This window comes from Amycolatopsis sp. NPDC059027, from assembly GCF_042739735.1.
In the GTDB taxonomy this organism is placed as follows: Bacteria; Actinomycetota; Actinomycetes; order Mycobacteriales; family Pseudonocardiaceae; genus Amycolatopsis.
On sequence record NZ_JBHYIK010000041.1, the window covers coordinates 26,046 to 41,548 of the forward strand.

Here is a 15,503-nt window from a genome sequence, read left to right on the forward strand (position 1 = left end):
CATCAGGCGACCGCGGCGGGTGAACCGGTCGAAGAACACTACTTCCCCCTAGCAGCACGTCCGGAGAATGGTAACGAACCCGAAGCCCCGGTTGTTATGGTGGCCGGATGACGGTCGTACCGGAAGCAACCGAACTGGACGGGGGCGGCCGCGCCGCGCAACCCCGCCAGCTCATCGTGACGGTGTACGGCCTCTACTCGCAGACCGAGGGCGACTGGCTTTCGGTCGCCTCACTGATCGACCTGCTCGCCGCGCTCGGCGTCGACGAACCCGCCGTGCGCTCGTCCATCTCCCGCCTCAAACGACGCGGCATCCTCGAGGCGGTCCGCCGCGGGACGACCGCCGGATACGAGCTGTCCGGCCCGGGACGCGCGATCCTGCGCGAGGGCGATCAGCGCATCTTCCGCCGCGAACGCGCCAAGATCGACGACGGCTGGCTGCTCGCGGTGTTCTCCGTGCCCGAGGCCGAACGCCACAAGCGGCACCTGCTGCGCACCCAGCTGGCCCGCCTCGGTTTCGGCACCGTGTCCTCCGGCGTGTGGATCGCCCCGGCGCTGCTGCACGACGTCACCGAGCACACCCTGGGCGAACTGGGCCTTTCCGGCTACGCCGAACTGTTCCGCGCCGACCACATCGCGTTCGGCGAACTCGCCGGGAAGGTCCGCGAATGGTGGGACTTCGCCCAGCTCGACGAGCTCTACACCGCCTTCCTCGACGAGTACGGGCCCACCCTGCGCCGCTGGCAGCGCCGCAGGTCGGTAGCCGCCGACGAGGCGTTCACCGACTACGTCCGTGTCCTCACCGGCTGGCGCCGGATGCCCTACCTCGACCCCGGTCTTCCCGCCGAGCTGCTGCCGCCGGACTGGCCGGGGCTGCGCGCGAGCGACCTCTTCTTCACCCTGCACGCCCGGCTCGAAACCGCCGCGCGCGCGTTCGTCACGAGGACCGTCAGCGGGCCGGGATGACCGCGTAGCCCTGCACTTCCACCAGAGCCTCCGCATCCCACAACCGCGCGACGCCGATGCCCGCCATCGCCGGGTATTCCGTGCCGGCCAGCCGCCGCCACACCTTGCCGATCTCGCGGGCGTGTGCCCGGTAGTCGTCCATGTCGACGATGTAGATCGTGACGGCGCAGAGTTGTCCGGGCTCACCACCCGCCTCACGCAACGCCGTCAGCAGGTTCGACAGCGCCTGTTCGAACTGCGCCACGACGGTTTCGCCGACGATCTTGTTCTCCGCGTCCAACGCCGTCTGGCCGGCGAGGAACACGAACCGGCCCTCCGCCACGACGGCGTGCGAGAACCCCGATGGGCGGCCGAGTCCGGCCGGATTGACGCGCTCGATGACCATGGCGCTCAGCCTACGACATATTTCGCCTCCTTGACGGTCGTATCAACAGCGACATACTCTGACTGACGTGCGTATCGCGGTTCTCGGCGGCGGCCCGGCGGGGCTCTACCTCGCCGCGCTGGTGAAACAGCTCGACCCCGGTCACGAGATCACCGTGTGGGAACGCAACGCGCCCGACGACACCTTCGGCTTCGGCGTGGTGTTCTCCGACGAGACGCTGGGCGGGATCGAGCACGCCGACCCGGTGGTCCACGAGGCCATGCGTGCCGAATTCGCCCGCTGGGACGACATCGACGTCCACTACCGCGGCACCGTGACAACCTCGGGCGGGCACGGTTTCGCGGCGATGAGCCGCAAACGGCTGCTGGGCATCCTGCAGGAACGCTGCGCGGAACTCGGCGTCGACCTGCGCTTCCGCACTCCCGCACCGGACCCCGCCGCGCTGTCCGCCGGGTACGACCTCGTCGTGGCCGCGGACGGCGTCAACTCCGCCGTCCGCGAACGGTTCGCCGCGGCCTTCCGGCCTGAGATCGAAACGCGGCGGTGCACCTACATCTGGCTCGGCACAGACCTCGTGTTCGACGCGTTCAAGTTCCACGTCCTGGACACCCCGCACGGGATCATGCAGATCCACGGCTACCCGTACGGCCGCGACGGGAGCACGTTCATCCTCGAGATGCACTCCGACGTCTGGCGCCGCGCGTTCGGCCCGATCGCGGCGACCTCGCTCGCCCCCGGCGAGAGCGACGAGAAGTCGATCGAGCTGATCCGCGAACTGTGCGCGGACGTCCTCGACGGGCACCAGGTACTGGCCAACAACTCGAAGTGGACGGCGTTCGGCACGGTCCGCTGCGAGCGCTGGGTGCACGGCAACGTCGTCCTGCTCGGCGACGCCGCGCACACCGCGCACTTCTCCATCGGCTCCGGGACGAAGCTGGCCATGGAGGACGCGCTCGCACTCGCCGCCTGCCTGCACGAACAGTCCACTGTGGACGACGCGCTCGCCGCCTACGAAACCGAGCGGCGGCCGGTCGTCACCTCGACGCAGCGCGCCGCGCAGGCCAGCCTCGAATGGTTCGAGAACCTCGGCCAGTACACCCATCAGGAACCACCGCAGTTCGCGTTCAACCTGCTCACCCGCAGCCGCCGCGTCACCTACGACAACCTGCGGCTGCGCGATCCCGAGTTCACCGCGGAACTCGACACCTGGTTCGCCGGACGGCTCGGCACCGACGTCGCGCCGCCGATGTTCCAGCCCTACCGGATCGGCGAACTGGAACTCGCCAACCGCGTCGTCGTCTCCCCGATGGACATGTACTCCGCCGAGGACGGGGTGCCCGGCGACTTCCATCTCGTCCACCTCGGCGGCAAGGCGCTCGGCGGCGCCGGGCTGGTGATGACCGAGATGGTGTGCGTCTCCCCGGAAGGCCGGATCACCCCGGGCTGCGCGGGCCTGTACACGGCCGAGCAGGAACGCGCGTGGGCCCGCGTCGTCGGCTTCGTGCACGGCAATTCCCCGGCGAAGATCGGCGTCCAGCTGGGGCATTCCGGGCGCAAGGGGTCGACCAAGCTCATGTGGGACGGTATCGACGAGCCCCTGCCGGAAGGCAACTGGGAGGTCTGCGGTCCGTCGCCGATTCCTTATACCGCAAGGAATCAGACACCTCGCGAGCTTTCGGCCGAGGAACTGGGCGAAATCCGCGAGCAGTTCGTGAACGCCGCGGCGAGCGCCGCGCGGGCCGGGTTCGACCTGCTGGAACTGCACTGTGCGCATGGGTATCTCCTGTCCTCTTTCCTGTCACCGTTGACCAACCACCGCACCGACGAGTACGGCGGATCACTCGAGAACCGGCTTCGTTTTCCGTTGGAAGTCTTCGACGCGGTCCGCGCGGTCTGGCCTGCCGAACGGCCGATGACCGTGCGCATTTCCGCGACGGACTGGTGTGAAGGCGGGATCGACACCGGGGACGCCGTCGAGATCGCCCGTGCCTTCGCGGCACACGGGGCGGCGGGGATCGACGTGTCCACCGGGCAGGTGGTCAGCGAGGAGAAGCCGAAGTTCGGTCGGAGCTACCAGACACCATACGCCGATCGGATCCGCAACGAAATCGGGGTGCGGTATCCGATCGCGGTGATCACTGTCGGCGCGATTTCTTCCTATGACGACGTGAATTCGCTGATCCTCGCCGGCCGCGCGGACCTGTGCGCGCTCGGCAGAACGCATCTCTATAATCCACAGTGGACACTGCACGCCGCCGCCGAACAGGGCTGCCGCGTTCCGTGGCCGAAGCCGTTCGCCGCGGGAAGCTGGAAACCGCAGAGCGGCCGGACGGACGGACCGCCGCCTCGGCTCGAACTCGTCCGCTCGGGCGTACCGGGTACCGCGCACGCCCGCTGGCGACCGGAGGAATCACGATGAGCGCCTTCGCACTCGACGCCACCCAGAAAGCCTTCGCCGCCGAGGTTCGCGTCCTCGGCGCGGAACGGCTCCGGCCGCTCGCCGAGTCCGGTGTGGACGGTGCGGTGAACCGGCCGCTGCTGGAAACCATGGGCGAACTCGGCCTGCTCGCCCGGCTGTTCCCCGGTGTGTCGGGCGGGAACCCGACCCGTCAGGCCGCGGCGACCGAGCTGTGCATCCTGCGCGAAGCACTGGCGACCCAGTGCACCGAGGCCGAGACGGCACTGGCGTTGCAGGGCCTCGGCAGTTATCCGGTGCTGCAGTCGGCCCGTGACGAACAAGTACGGAAATGGCTGCCCGAGGTCGCCGCCGGGCGCGCCGTCGCGGCGTTCGCCCTCACCGAGCCGGACGCCGGTTCCGACGCCGCCGCCTTGTCGCTCGCGGCCGAGCGCGACGGCGACGGCTGGCGGCTGACCGGCGAGAAGATGTGGATCTCGAACGCGCCGGAAGCCGATTTCTACACGGTCTTCGCCCGCACCACACCGGGTGCGGGCGCACGCGGGGTGAGCGCGTTCGTGGTGCCCGCCGACCGTCCCGGGCTCTCCGGCGAACACCTCGAACTGGTCAGCCCGCACCCCATCGGGACACTCCGTTTCGACGGCGTCCCGGTACACCGCGACGAACTGCTCGGCGAGGAGGACCGCGGCTTCGCCGTCGCCATGCGGACGCTGGACCTGTTCCGCCCCAGCGTCGGCGCGTTCGCCGTCGGGATGGCGCAGGCCGCGCTGGAGGCCGCCGTCGAGCACACCGGGCAGCGCGTCGCGTTCGGCGGCCCCTTGGTACAGCAGCAAACCGTCGCGCACACACTCGCCGAAATGGCGACCCGCACCGAGGCCGCGCGGCTTCTCGTCTACTCCGCGGCCGCCGCCTATGACGCCGGAGAGAAGAACCTCGCCGGGCGTGCGGCGATGGCGAAGCTGTTCGCGACCGAAGCCGCCCAGTACGTCGTCGACGCCGCCGTCCAGCTGCACGGCGCGCGGGCGCTGCGGCGCGGGCACCTGCTGGAGCACCTCTACCGCGACGTCCGCGCGCCGAGGATCTACGAGGGCGCCTCGGAGATCCAGCGAACGATCATCGCGCGAGAACTGGCCGCCGGGCGGGCCGGCGCTCCAGCCACCACTGACTGACGACGAGCAGCGTGAACAGGCTCAGCGCGGCCGAAGTCGCGGACGAGACGTCGGTGAACCACTGGTCGTTGCCGCCGAACCTGGTGTCCTTCCCCGACCCGATGGCCATGAACACGAACGGCCCGTAGAACCGGGTCAGCAGGGTGTTCATGGCCATCGCGAAACTACGGATCATCCACTTCCGATGCTCGCCGAACCGGCGTTCCCGCGCCGCCTTCCACCCCGCGACCGTGAAGCCGAACCACAGCGACGCCGCGATGACGTCGAGCGTCGAAGTCGCCGGGCCGAACGGGCTCATCGCGCCGATCGTGCCCGCCATCAGCGCGGACGGGATCGCCCCGGCGAACACGTAGATCCGGCCGACGCGGCGATGGCCCACCGGATGCTTCCGGCGGAACCACGGCCAGATCTGGAGCAGGACACCCACGATCGCGACGGTGCCGAAAAGGACGTGAGCGACGAGAAACCAGTAGTGCGCGGCGAATCCTTCCGGTGCCGGGACACGCGACCGAGCCGGGTCCATCGCCAGGTACGGCGGCAGCGAATACGCGAGGAACGCCACGACGAGCACGGCGAGCGGGCCGACCCACGGCCGTCTCCACCATCGCTTCGCCCGGGGTGCGGTTTCCGCCGGCGTCACCTGTTCAGGTGAGGTTTCGAAATCCGTTCCGAGTGCCATCCCCCAGGACCTTTCCCTTGTCCGCCAAGGAACTTTTCTCCCGAGGCTAGGGCGCGCGGCCGGGCCGGACCATCGGGTGAGCCACCCGGCTCTGGGTAGGGCTGCCCCCACCGAGCCCGAAATCGTCGTACCCTCGCTCTAGCGTTCGACGCATCGTGAACCGTCCTGAGTCACCCCCGATCCGCTGCCCGTCCGGGCACCAGCCGGGTCTGTCGCGAACCCCCTTCCGCCGCCGGCCCGTGCCGGCTCGATTCCCCTGGGGAAATCATGACCGTTCTTCCGTTCCGCCGTAGCGCTCTCGGTCTCGAGGCAAGCCCCGAGACCCCGAAACCGGACGGCTGCTGGCACGGCCCGATCTGGCTGTCCTCCGCGCGGGCCGATCCGGCCACCTACGCGGCTTTCCTCGACGACGCACCGAAAACCGGCTTCTGGCCACTCGTCGTCCAGACCGCCGTGGAGGCTTTCGACGGGGCGCGCGCCCGTTCCGGGAGCAGACCTCTCGATCAGGAGGACCCGATACGGCTGGATCCCGCCGAAATCCTCGCGCGCTGGTGGCGGGCGGGCCAGCACTCGTTCCCGGCGGCACGTTTCCCCGGCCTCGTCCGGCGCTCCACCGCGCGGCGGGATCCGTTGCTGTACGCGATGCACTGCGGCACCGAACTTCTCATCCGTGACGGGGGCAGGCTCGGCCTGACGAAGGTCCGGCTGTCGGCCGACGTGCCCTTCCGCATCGGCTGGCCGGGCGCCGGCCTGGTACGCGGCAAGGCTGACGCGGTGGCCGCCGTGCTGGGCAGCTGGGAACACCGCTTCGGTACCCGGCTCGTCGGCCTCGGGAGCACCGACCTCACCCTGTCCGTGGCCGCGCCCCCGACCACGTTGAACCGCGCATTGGCCATCGCGGCCGAACATCGCGCGTTCTGTCCGCGGATCTGCGGCGAGGATCAGGAGGCCTACGCCCACAGTCTCCTCAACCACCACATCTGGCGGCTCCGATGGTCGTGAGCGCGGTCCTCCGCCGCCGGGCGCTAATCCAGCAGACGGCGAGCCACGATGTACCCGGACGCCCCGTTGACGCCGTGGCCCGGCCAGGTCGCGGCGCCCAGCATCCACAGCCCCGGGATCGGGGTGTGATGCGAAGGCTGCGCGGGAAGTGGCCGGAAAAGGTAGCTCTGCGCGAGATCGTGGCTGCCACCGTACGGATCGCCAGGGCCGCAGTTGCGGTTGGCGCGCGCGAGGTCGTCCGGCGCGATGACGTGCACGGCGAGGATCGCGTCCGGCAGGTTCGGCACGTGCCGGCCGGCCACCGCCAGCACCCGGTCCGTGAAGGCCTTCTTCACCTCGTCCGTCCACCCGTCACCGGCGTCGATCTCGCCCGCCGCGTCGCCACGCGGACGCGTCGGCACGTCAAGCAGTTGCAGGCGCGCCACCGCCTTTCCCGGCGGGCACCGACTGCTGTCCACAGTGGACGGAACGTCGAGGGCGATGGTCGGCTCGGCGGGGAGCAGGTCCCGCGTCGCCTCGTTGACCGAGCGCGACAACGCGTCGAGCCCACCGGTCAGATGGGGTTCACCCGCGCTCGCCAGCCGCTCGTCGGCGAACCGGGGCGGTTCGGAAAGCGCCAGGTGCAGCTGGAAGCAGCCCCGGCCGTAGCGATAGCGGCCGGCCTGGCCACGGATCACCGGCGGCACCGCTTCGGGCGCGTCGGCGAGCAGTTCGAGATACAGCTGATCCGGGTTGACCGAGGCCAGCACGGCGCGCCGGGCGTGCACGATCTGCCCGTCCGTCACGCGGACTCCCCTGGCGCGGCCGTGCTTGAGCAGGATCCGGTCGGCTCGCCGTCCGGTCCGCACCTCACCTCCGTGCTTCTCGATCAACTCCGTCAACGTCTGGGCGAGCCGTTCACTGCCCCCTGCCGGGGTCGGCATCCCGGCCATGCCCAGCGCGACCTGGACGAGGATCACCCACAGCGCGCTGTTCACCTCGTCCGGACCGCGGCCGAGATGCAGGGCCCACGGGGCCAGGAGGCCGCGCAGCACCGGCGAGGAGAAGGTCCGGGTGAGCAGTTCACGCGCGGTGCGGGTGAACAGGTGCGCGAACTCGGAGAAGCCGCCGTCCTCGTCGTGCAGGAGCCGGTGCAGGCGGCGGCAGGCGGCCTTGGTGTTCAGGTCCGTGCCCATCAGGGCGAACACCGGCTGGATGTACGGCTCGAAGTCCTTGAGCAGCTTCGCGAACGCCTGCCCGTCGCCCGGTGCGAGACGTTCGGCCTCGGCCACGTTCTCCTCGACGGAGGAGGAGAGGACGGCGCTGCCCTCGCCGGGCATCGAGACTCCGGAGAAGTACCGCGGCTGCCGGTATTCGAGGCCCAGTTCGGTCAGCTCCGGGCCGAGCGCGGCGTAGGCGGGGCCGCCGGTGAACAGGGGATGCGCCGAGGAGAACACGTCGTGCCGGAAGCCGGGGAGCGTGAGCTCCTCGGTCCGCACCAGGCCACCGGGACGGTCGCGCTCCTCCAGTACCAGCACACTCCAGCCGTCCCTGGCCAGCATCGCTCCCGCGACCAGCGCGTTGTGCCCGCTGCCGATGATCACCGCGTCCCACGAGTCCATGGTCGGCATCCTGGTGGCCCGGCAGTCCCGGTCACCAGGGACCGCGGTCCCGGATCGCCCCGATCCGCCGGTGCCCCGCAGCACCCCGCCGAAAACCGCCAACGAAACGCTTGCCCACCTGGTTTAGACCATGCATACTTTGTTGCCGAGCACAACAAAACCCCCGGTTTGCTCGCAGAGAGGCGACAAAGATGTCCATCTCACGCTCCCTCCGGCGTCCTCGCTGGGCGGCCGCACTGGCCGCCGGCGCCGTCCTCACCCTCGGCCAGGCCGCGCTCCCCGCCACCGCTCCCGCATCCGGGGCGGGTACCGGCACCGCGGCGGCCGCCACGTTCACCGACGACTTCGACGGCCCCGCCGGAGGCGCGGTCAATGGCTCGAAGTGGCACTTCGAGACCGGCGACAACGTCAACAACCACGAGCGACAGTGGTACACCTCCGGCACGAACAACGCGGCGCTGGACGGCCAGGGGCACCTGGTGATCACCGCGCGCAAGGAGAACCCGGGCAACTACAACTGCTGGTACGGCCGCTGCCAGTACACCTCGGCACGGCTGGCCACCCAGGGCCAGTTCACCCAGACCTACGGCCGTTTCGAATCGCGGATGAAGCTCCCCCGCGGACAGGGCATGTGGCCCGCGTTCTGGATGCTCGGCAGCGACATCGGCAACGCCGGTTGGCCGAACTGCGGCGAGATCGACATCATGGAGAACATCGGCAAGGAGCCGAACACCGTGCACGGCACCATCCACGGCCCCGGCTACTCGGGCTCAGGCGGGATCGGCGCGCCCTACAACGGCCCCAACTTCTCCGACGGGTTCCACACCTTCGCCGTCGACTGGGCACCCAACTCGATCCGCTGGTCGGTCGACGGGAAGGTCTACCAGACCCGGACCCCGGCCGACCTGCACGGCAACCGGTGGGTCTTCGACCACCCCTTCTACCTGCTCCTGAACCTCGCGGTCGGCGGGTACTGGCCGGGCGACCCGGACGGCGGCACCCAGTTCCCGCAGCAACTGGTCGTCGACTACGTCCACGTCACCACCGGCTAGCGCGGTACCGCCGGGGCGATCACCGGGCTGGGCGGAAGGCAGGCGAACGGGCTTGGGCTCATTCCGCCGACGGCATTTCCGCCCGGCCCGAGCCCATGATGACAACCACCGACCACAACTCCGCGAACGCCGCCGCCGTGGATCCGGCCCCGCACCGGCGGGTCGGCCAAAGGATCGGGCCCCGGCTCGGCCGGGGCCCTGCGTTCCCGCTGGGGGCGTCCGGAACGCAGGGCGGCCGTGGCAGGACCTCTCGACTGATCCATAGCCACGCTAACCATCAGGCGGGCCGAGCACGCCGCCACGCCGCCGGTTCGTCCCCCACGCGGACGATTCGTGCCCCTTCGGGCAATCTCCGGCGTTCCTACTCGGCCGGCTCGGCCCCGGCGGCACGCTCGCGGAAGGCCTCGACGAGTTGCTGTTCGGCGTCGCCGAGGTACTTCTCGAGCAGCGCCTCCGCGGCGGCACCGTCCCCGGCCTCGATACGGTCGAGGATCTGGTGGTTGCGCTTGAGGTACGGCTCATGGAACCGGCGCGGGTCGGCCATCATGTGGAAGGCCAGCCTCAGCTCGGCGCAGACGCCCTCCATCAGCTCCTTGATCCGCTCGCTTCCGCTGATCTCGGTGATCTCGGCGTGGAAGCGGATGTTCGCGGTGCCGAGGTCCCGCCATCGGCCGCTCTCCTGCGCGACGTCGCCGTCGGCGACCGTCCGCGCCAGCCTCGCGAACGTCGCGGGCTTCTCCGTGATCCCCCGGACCGCGGAACATTCGACGAGCTTGCGGACCTTGTAGAGATCGACGACATCGGCTTCGCTCAGCACCCGGACGAAGACACCGCGGTTGAGTTCGTGGCTCAGCAACCGCTCGTGCGTGAGCAGCCGGAACGCCTCGCGCAGCGTGTTGCGGGAGACCCCGAGCGCGGTGCCGATGTCCAGTTCGGACAGACGGACACCGGGCAGGAAGTAGCCCTCCGCGATCCGGGTGCGCAGCACGCCCGCGACGCGTTCGGCCGTGCTCGTGCGGCCGAGCAGGCCACGATCCGCTTCAAGCCCCTGGCTGCCGCCCTCGATGACCACGTCATCGATCCTACGCGCGGTCACGAGAACGATAAAATCAGAGTCTTGTGGGATTGTTCAACGATCCCTACAGTGACTAGGCGAGTCAGAAAGTGTGAGCCATGCCACGATGAGCACTCACCTGTGAGGTCCCGATGAACGCGATTGCCGACACCACCACCACGAAAGATCGCCCTTTCGCCTGGTTACGCAGCCTCGGCCCGAAGGGCAGGCGCGCTTTCCTCGGCGCGTTCGGCGGCTATGGGCTCGACTCGTTCGACTACCAGACGCTGCCGCTGGGGCTCGCCGCGATCATGGCCTACTTCGGCATCTCGTCCGGGCAGGCGGGACTGCTCGGCACGACGACCCTCGTCGTTTCGGCGATCGGCGGCGTCGGCGCGGGCATCCTGGCCGACCGCATCGGCCGCGTCCGCACGCTCCAGCTCACGATCGCCATGTACACGATCTTCACCGTGCTCTGCGGGTTCGCGCCGAACTTCGAGACGCTGCTGGTGTTCCGCGCGCTGCAGGGTCTCGGCTTCGGTGGTGAATGGGCGGCGGGCGCCGCGCTGGTCGCCGAGTACGCGCAGGCACGGTACCGGGGCCGGACCGTCGCGTTCGTGCAGAGCGCGTGGGCGGTCGGCTGGGGTTTGTCGGTGGTCGTCTACACCGTCGTGTACAGCATCACCGGCCCCGATCTGGCCTGGCGCGTCATGTTCTGGGCCGGCGTCATCCCGGCGCTGCTGGTGCTGTGGCTCCGCCGCAGCGTGCAGGACGCGCCGCGCGCGGCAGAACGTCGCACGTCGACCCGCGAGCGCGGCGCGCTGCTTCGGATCTTCCGGGGCGACCTGGCCCGCACCACGCTCTTCGCCTCACTGCTGGCCACCGGCGTCCAGGGCGGCTACTACACGCTCAACACCTGGTTGCCGGCGTACCTGAAGAACACTCGCGGGCTCAGCGTCATCAACACGGGCGGCTACATGGCGTTCCTGATCTGCGGCGCGTTCATCGGCTACGTCTGCGGCGGATATCTGACAGACCTGTTGGGGCGCAAGAAAACCTTCCTGCTCTTCTCCGTGCTCTCCGCGGTACTGATCGTCGCGTACGTGCAGATCCCGGCCGGCGCGAACGGCCTCGTGCTCGTGCTCGGTTTCCCGCTCGGCTTCTCGATGTCCGCGATCTTCAGCGGGTTCGGAGCCTTCCTCGCCGAGCTGTACCCGACCGCGCTCCGCGGCACCGGGCAGGGTTTCACCTACAACTTCGGCCGCGCGGTCGGCGCGGTGTTCCCGGGCCTCGTCGGGTTCCTCGGCGCCGGCGGTGGCATCGTCATCGGAGCGGCCGGTTACGTCCTCGCGGCGCTCGCGCTGCTCGGCCTTCCCGAAACCCGCGGCCGCGAACTGCTCGCCTAGGAGGTGCTTGACGATGACGACCTACGACGACCCGGCGACGTTGACCCCCGCCGAAGCACGCGCGGTGTTCCGCACCGGCACGGAGCGCCCGACGACGGGCTGGGCACGCGGCTACACCCAGACGAACCTCATCGCGGTGCCCGAGGACTGGGCCTACGACGTCCTGCTGTTCTGTCAGCGCAATCCGCAGGCCTGCCCGGTACTGGATGTGAGCGATCCCGGCGATCCAGGCAGCAGGCTCGCCTCGGACGCGGATCTACGCACCGACCTGCCGCGCTATCGCGTCTGGCAGAACGGCGCGCTCTCCGGCGAGGTCTCCGACGCCAGCGGACTGTGGCGCAGCGACATGGTGGCCTTCTCGATCGGCTGCAGCTTCAGCTTCGAATCGATACTGGCCGCCGAGGGCATCCCGCTGCGGCACAACGACCAGGGCCGCAATGTCGCCATGTACGTGACGAACGTCGAATGCGAACCGGCGGGCAGGCTGCACGGGCCGATGGTCGTCTCGATGCGGCCGATCCCGGAAGACCGCGTCGGCGACGCCATCCGGCTCACCCGCGCGATGCCCGCGGTGCACGGGGCGCCGGTGCACGTCGGCGATCCGCGTACGCTCGGCATCGAGGACCTCGACCGGCCGGACTTCGGTGACCCGATCGACGCCGAGCCCGGCGACGTCCCCGTGTTCTGGGCGTGCGGGGTGACCCCGCAGGCGGCCCTGATGGCCTCGCGGCCGCCGTTCGCGATCACGCACGCACCCGGCTACATGTTCATTTCCGACCGGCTCGACAGCGAATATCGGGTGGACTGATGGATCTCAACAGCGATCTCGGAGAAGGTTTCGGCGCCTGGCGGATGGGCGACGACGAGGCGATGCTCGACATCGTCACCAGCGCGAACGTCGCGTGTGGTTTCCACGCCGGGGATCCCGGGGTGATGCGGCGCGTGTGCGCGCTCGCGGCCGAACGCGGCGTGACCATCGGGGCGCATGTCGGCTACCGCGACCTGGCGGGTTTCGGCAGGCGGGCACTGGACATCACGCCCGAGGACCTGGCCGACGACGTGCTGTACCAGATCGGCGCGCTCGACGCGTTCGCGCGCGCGGCGGGCAGCCGTGTCCGGTACGTCAAGCCACACGGGGCGCTCTACAACACCGCGGCGGTCGACCCGGATCAGGCCGCCGCCGTGGTCGAGGCACTGCGCCGGTACGACCCCGGTCTCGCGCTGCTCTGCCCGCCAGGCTCGGAAATGCAGCGCCAAGCCGAAAAAGCGGGCATCGCGAGCTACGCCGAGGCGTTCGCCGACCGCGCTTACACCCCGGAGGGCCGCCTGGTGTCGCGCCGGGAGCCCGGCGCCGTACTGCACGAGGCGGACGCCGTGGCCGAACGCGCGGTCGCCATGGCCACCACCGGCACAGTGTCCGCTGTGGACGGACAGGTGCTCGCGCTGAACCCGGCTTCCCTGTGCGTGCACGGTGACACCCCGGGCGCGGTGGAGCTGGCGAGGCGGATTCGTGACGGGTTGACCGAAGCCGGGGTCAAGCCCGCACCGTTCGTGCCCGCCGGATGACCGGGAAGAACGTGGAAGTCCACATGCGACAGTGGCGGGTCTCGCCGTACGGCCGCCGGGCGGTGCTCGTCGATCTCGACGGGCAGGAGGACGTGCTCGGCCTGCACGACGCGCTCGAACAGGAGCAGCCCGACGGCGTGACCGAGCTCGTCCCGGCGGCACGGACGCTGCTGGTGCGGTTCGACCCGGACCGCACCAGCCACGAGCGGCTGACCGACGACCTGCTCCGGCACTCCACAGTGGACGTTTCCGCGCGGGCGGAGCGCGAGGTCGTCATCGAAGTCCGCTACGACGGCGAGGATCTGGGCGAGGTCGCTGAGTACACCGGGCTGTCGGTGGCCGAGGTGGTGGAACGCCACGAGCAGGGCGGATACGTCGCGGCGTTCTGCGGTTTCGCACCGGGTTTCGCCTACCTGACCGGGCTCGATCCGGTGCTGCACGTGCCGCGGCGGGCCACGCCGCGCACCCGGGTGCCCGCCGGGTCGGTCGCGATCGCCGGCGAGTACACGGCGGTGTACCCGAACTCGTCGCCCGGTGGCTGGCGCCTGCTCGGCCATACCGGACACCCGGTGTGGGACGTCGAACGGGCGCGGCCGAACCTGCTCACCCCAGGCACCCGAGTGCGGTTCGCCAGGACGCGCCGATGACCGCGAAGCTCGACGTACTGCGCCCGGGCCCGTTCGCCACCGTGCAGGATCTGGGCCGTCCCGGCCTGGCGGCGATCGGCGTCGGCCGCTCCGGCGCCGCGGACCGCGGTGCGCTTCGCCTGGCGAACCGGCTGGTCGGCAACCCCGAGGGGCACGCCGCGCTGGAGACCGCGCTCGGCGGGCTCGCCCTGCGGGCCTCGGAGACGGTGACCGTCGCCGTCACCGGGGCACCGTGCCCGATCACCGCCGGAGGCCGCGCGGCCGGGCCGAACGCGCCGATCGTCCTGCGTCCCGGTGACGAGCTGGCGCTCGGCACGCCGGAACGTGGTTTGCGGTGCTACGTCGCGGTTCGAGGCGGCCTCGACGTCCCCGCGATCCTCGGCGCCCGCGCGACCGACACCCTCGGCAAGCTGGGCCCGCCGCCGCTCGCGGCCGGGATGTCGCTGCCGGTCGGGAGTGTCGTGCTCGGCCCGCCCGCGGTGGATCTCGCACCACGCCCCGGCCTTCCGGCCGAGCCGTGCCTGCGGATCACCCCGGGACCACGGCTGGACTGGTTCACCGGCGACGCACTGTCCACAATGGTCTCGCGGCCCTACACCGTTACGTCCGATGTGGACAGAGTCGGCATCCGGTTCACCGGCCCGCAACTGAGCCGCGTCCGCGATGGCGAGTTACCACCCGAGGCGTGCGTGCCGGGCGCACTGCAGGTGCCGCCATCGGGCGCGCCGATCCTCTTCCTCGCCGATCACCCGGTGACCGGTGGCTATCCGGTGATCGCGGTCGTCGACGAGGACGATCTCGACCTCGCCGCCCAGCTCCGTCCCGGGATCTCGGTCCGGTTCACCGCCTCGGGCGCGTGAGCAGCCAGGCGAGGTTGACGACCGCGAGCGAGCCCCAGATCCAGCACAGCACCGTCGGCTCGAACTGCGCGACAACCGTCGCGAACGCGCCGAAGGCCACCGTGCCCAGCACGACCCCGGCACCACGACCGGCATCGAGCGCGCTGCGCAGGGGACCGGGTTCGGCCAGCCGCTCGGCGAGGTAGGCATCGAAGGCCTCGGCCACACGGTCGTCGATCTCGTCGCGCAGCACCGGGTCGAGACGCTCAGGCATGAGCCACCGCCAGCGGCCGCGTAGCCCGCGAAACGACAGCCGGCGCCGTCTTGCGCAGTGCGACGAAGACGCACACCGCGGCCAGCGGCAGTTCGAGCGCGAGCGCCATGATCAGCGACACCACGACGTCGCTGCCCGCGGTCAGCACGTCGAACCAGGCGTCCACGAACAGGAGCACCGCCGTCCCGATCGACGCGAGCGGCGCCCGGTGATCGCCCCGCCGGACCAGCCACGCCGTGGCGAGCAGCCCGAGGGCCTCCAGCAGGTCCAGCCCCACCCACGCGACACGCCAATGCTGCGCGGGGTAGGCGTCGGGCAACGTCGCCCAGAGCACGCCGATCCACGGCAGCAGGCCCGCTCCCGCGAGCAGGAACAGCCTTCCGGCCAGGTCTTTCCGCATGACAGCCCCCGATAGGTCGCGGCGCCGGTGCGCCTCGCCGACCAAGTT

At 70.3% G+C, this 15,503-nt stretch carries 15 protein-coding genes and 1 pseudogene; 10 read left to right on the plus strand and 6 right to left on the minus strand.

The annotated features are described in order from the left end of the window. Positions 1–107: 107 nt before the first annotated feature. A complete protein-coding gene (locus tag ACFWY9_RS26665) occupies positions 108–965 on the plus strand; it encodes a PaaX family transcriptional regulator C-terminal domain-containing protein (RefSeq protein WP_378327712.1) in 858 nt (285 codons plus the stop codon). Here the strand turns inward: ACFWY9_RS26665 and ACFWY9_RS26670 are convergent. Then, positions 949–1,350, minus strand: coding sequence for a RidA family protein (locus tag ACFWY9_RS26670; RefSeq protein ID WP_378327713.1), 402 nt, complete (start codon positions 1,348–1,350; stop codon positions 949–951). The genes ACFWY9_RS26665 and ACFWY9_RS26670 overlap by 17 nt on opposite strands. A gap of 67 nt (positions 1,351–1,417) precedes the next feature. Here ACFWY9_RS26670 and ACFWY9_RS26675 point away from each other — a divergent pair, with 67 nt between their 5' ends. Both ACFWY9_RS26675 and ACFWY9_RS26680 read left to right on the plus strand, forming a co-directional pair. Continuing rightward, on the plus strand, positions 1,418–3,769 hold the full coding sequence (locus ACFWY9_RS26675) for a bifunctional salicylyl-CoA 5-hydroxylase/oxidoreductase (protein ID WP_378340201.1): 2,352 nt from the start codon (positions 1,418–1,420) through the stop codon (positions 3,767–3,769). Continuing rightward, complete coding sequence (locus ACFWY9_RS26680) at positions 3,766–4,935, plus strand: acyl-CoA dehydrogenase family protein (protein WP_378340202.1); 1,170 nt, start codon at positions 3,766–3,768, stop codon at positions 4,933–4,935. The genes ACFWY9_RS26675 and ACFWY9_RS26680 overlap by 4 nt, the downstream gene beginning before the upstream one ends. On the opposite strand, the gene ACFWY9_RS26685 is transcribed toward ACFWY9_RS26680, so the two are convergent. Beyond that, entirely contained in the window at positions 4,880–5,575 is a 696-nt protein-coding gene (locus ACFWY9_RS26685) for a DUF2306 domain-containing protein (protein WP_378340203.1), read from the minus strand. The two genes, ACFWY9_RS26680 and ACFWY9_RS26685, sit on opposite strands and share 56 nt — an antisense overlap. Before the next feature lie 306 nt (positions 5,576–5,881). Between ACFWY9_RS26685 and ACFWY9_RS26690 the strand changes: the two genes are divergently transcribed. Continuing rightward, positions 5,882–6,616 (plus strand): DUF4253 domain-containing protein, encoded by a 735-nt coding sequence (locus tag ACFWY9_RS26690; RefSeq protein ID WP_378340204.1) that lies wholly within the window; start codon positions 5,882–5,884, stop codon positions 6,614–6,616. A gap of 23 nt (positions 6,617–6,639) precedes the next feature. On the opposite strand, the gene ACFWY9_RS26695 is transcribed toward ACFWY9_RS26690, so the two are convergent. Next, positions 6,640–8,217, minus strand: a complete 1,578-nt coding sequence (locus tag ACFWY9_RS26695) for a phytoene desaturase family protein (RefSeq protein WP_378340205.1) — start codon at positions 8,215–8,217, stop codon at positions 6,640–6,642. 191 nt (positions 8,218–8,408) lie between these two features. Here ACFWY9_RS26695 and ACFWY9_RS26700 point away from each other — a divergent pair. Then, positions 8,409–9,266: pseudogene (locus tag ACFWY9_RS26700) on the plus strand (family 16 glycosylhydrolase); the annotation flags it as partial. Between the two features lie 364 nt (positions 9,267–9,630). Here the strand turns inward: ACFWY9_RS26700 and ACFWY9_RS26705 are convergent. Next, complete coding sequence (locus tag ACFWY9_RS26705) at positions 9,631–10,296, minus strand: GntR family transcriptional regulator (protein WP_378327806.1); 666 nt, start codon at positions 10,294–10,296, stop codon at positions 9,631–9,633. 179 nt (positions 10,297–10,475) lie between these two features. On the opposite strand from ACFWY9_RS26705, the gene ACFWY9_RS26710 reads away from it, so the two are divergent. From ACFWY9_RS26710 to ACFWY9_RS26730, 5 genes are read left to right on the plus strand one after another with little or no spacing between them, the layout of a single operon-like run. Further along, entirely contained in the window at positions 10,476–11,729 is a 1,254-nt protein-coding gene (locus ACFWY9_RS26710) for an MFS transporter (protein WP_378327719.1), read from the plus strand. Between the two features lie 13 nt (positions 11,730–11,742). Next, positions 11,743–12,537 (plus strand): putative hydro-lyase, encoded by a 795-nt coding sequence (locus tag ACFWY9_RS26715; RefSeq protein ID WP_378327720.1) that lies wholly within the window; start codon positions 11,743–11,745, stop codon positions 12,535–12,537. Next, on the plus strand, positions 12,537–13,295 hold the full coding sequence (locus ACFWY9_RS26720; RefSeq protein WP_378327721.1) for a LamB/YcsF family protein: 759 nt from the start codon (positions 12,537–12,539) through the stop codon (positions 13,293–13,295). Before ACFWY9_RS26715 ends, ACFWY9_RS26720 begins: the two co-directional genes overlap by 1 nt. A 23-nt stretch (positions 13,296–13,318) precedes the next feature. Continuing rightward, a complete protein-coding gene (locus ACFWY9_RS26725; protein ID WP_378327722.1) occupies positions 13,319–13,942 on the plus strand; it encodes an allophanate hydrolase subunit 1 in 624 nt (207 codons plus the stop codon). Then, positions 13,939–14,802: a biotin-dependent carboxyltransferase family protein gene (locus tag ACFWY9_RS26730; protein ID WP_378327723.1), complete on the plus strand. Its 864-nt coding sequence runs from the start codon at positions 13,939–13,941 to the stop codon at positions 14,800–14,802. Before ACFWY9_RS26725 ends, ACFWY9_RS26730 begins: the two co-directional genes overlap by 4 nt. On the opposite strand, the gene ACFWY9_RS26735 is transcribed toward ACFWY9_RS26730, so the two are convergent. Both ACFWY9_RS26735 and ACFWY9_RS26740 read right to left on the minus strand, forming a co-directional pair. After that, a complete protein-coding gene (locus ACFWY9_RS26735) occupies positions 14,783–15,055 on the minus strand; it encodes a hypothetical protein (RefSeq protein WP_378327724.1) in 273 nt (90 codons plus the stop codon). The genes ACFWY9_RS26730 and ACFWY9_RS26735 overlap by 20 nt on opposite strands. Next, positions 15,048–15,455: a hypothetical protein gene (locus ACFWY9_RS26740; protein WP_378327725.1), complete on the minus strand. Its 408-nt coding sequence runs from the start codon at positions 15,453–15,455 to the stop codon at positions 15,048–15,050. The genes ACFWY9_RS26735 and ACFWY9_RS26740 overlap by 8 nt, the downstream gene beginning before the upstream one ends. Positions 15,456–15,503: the final 48 nt, after the last annotated feature.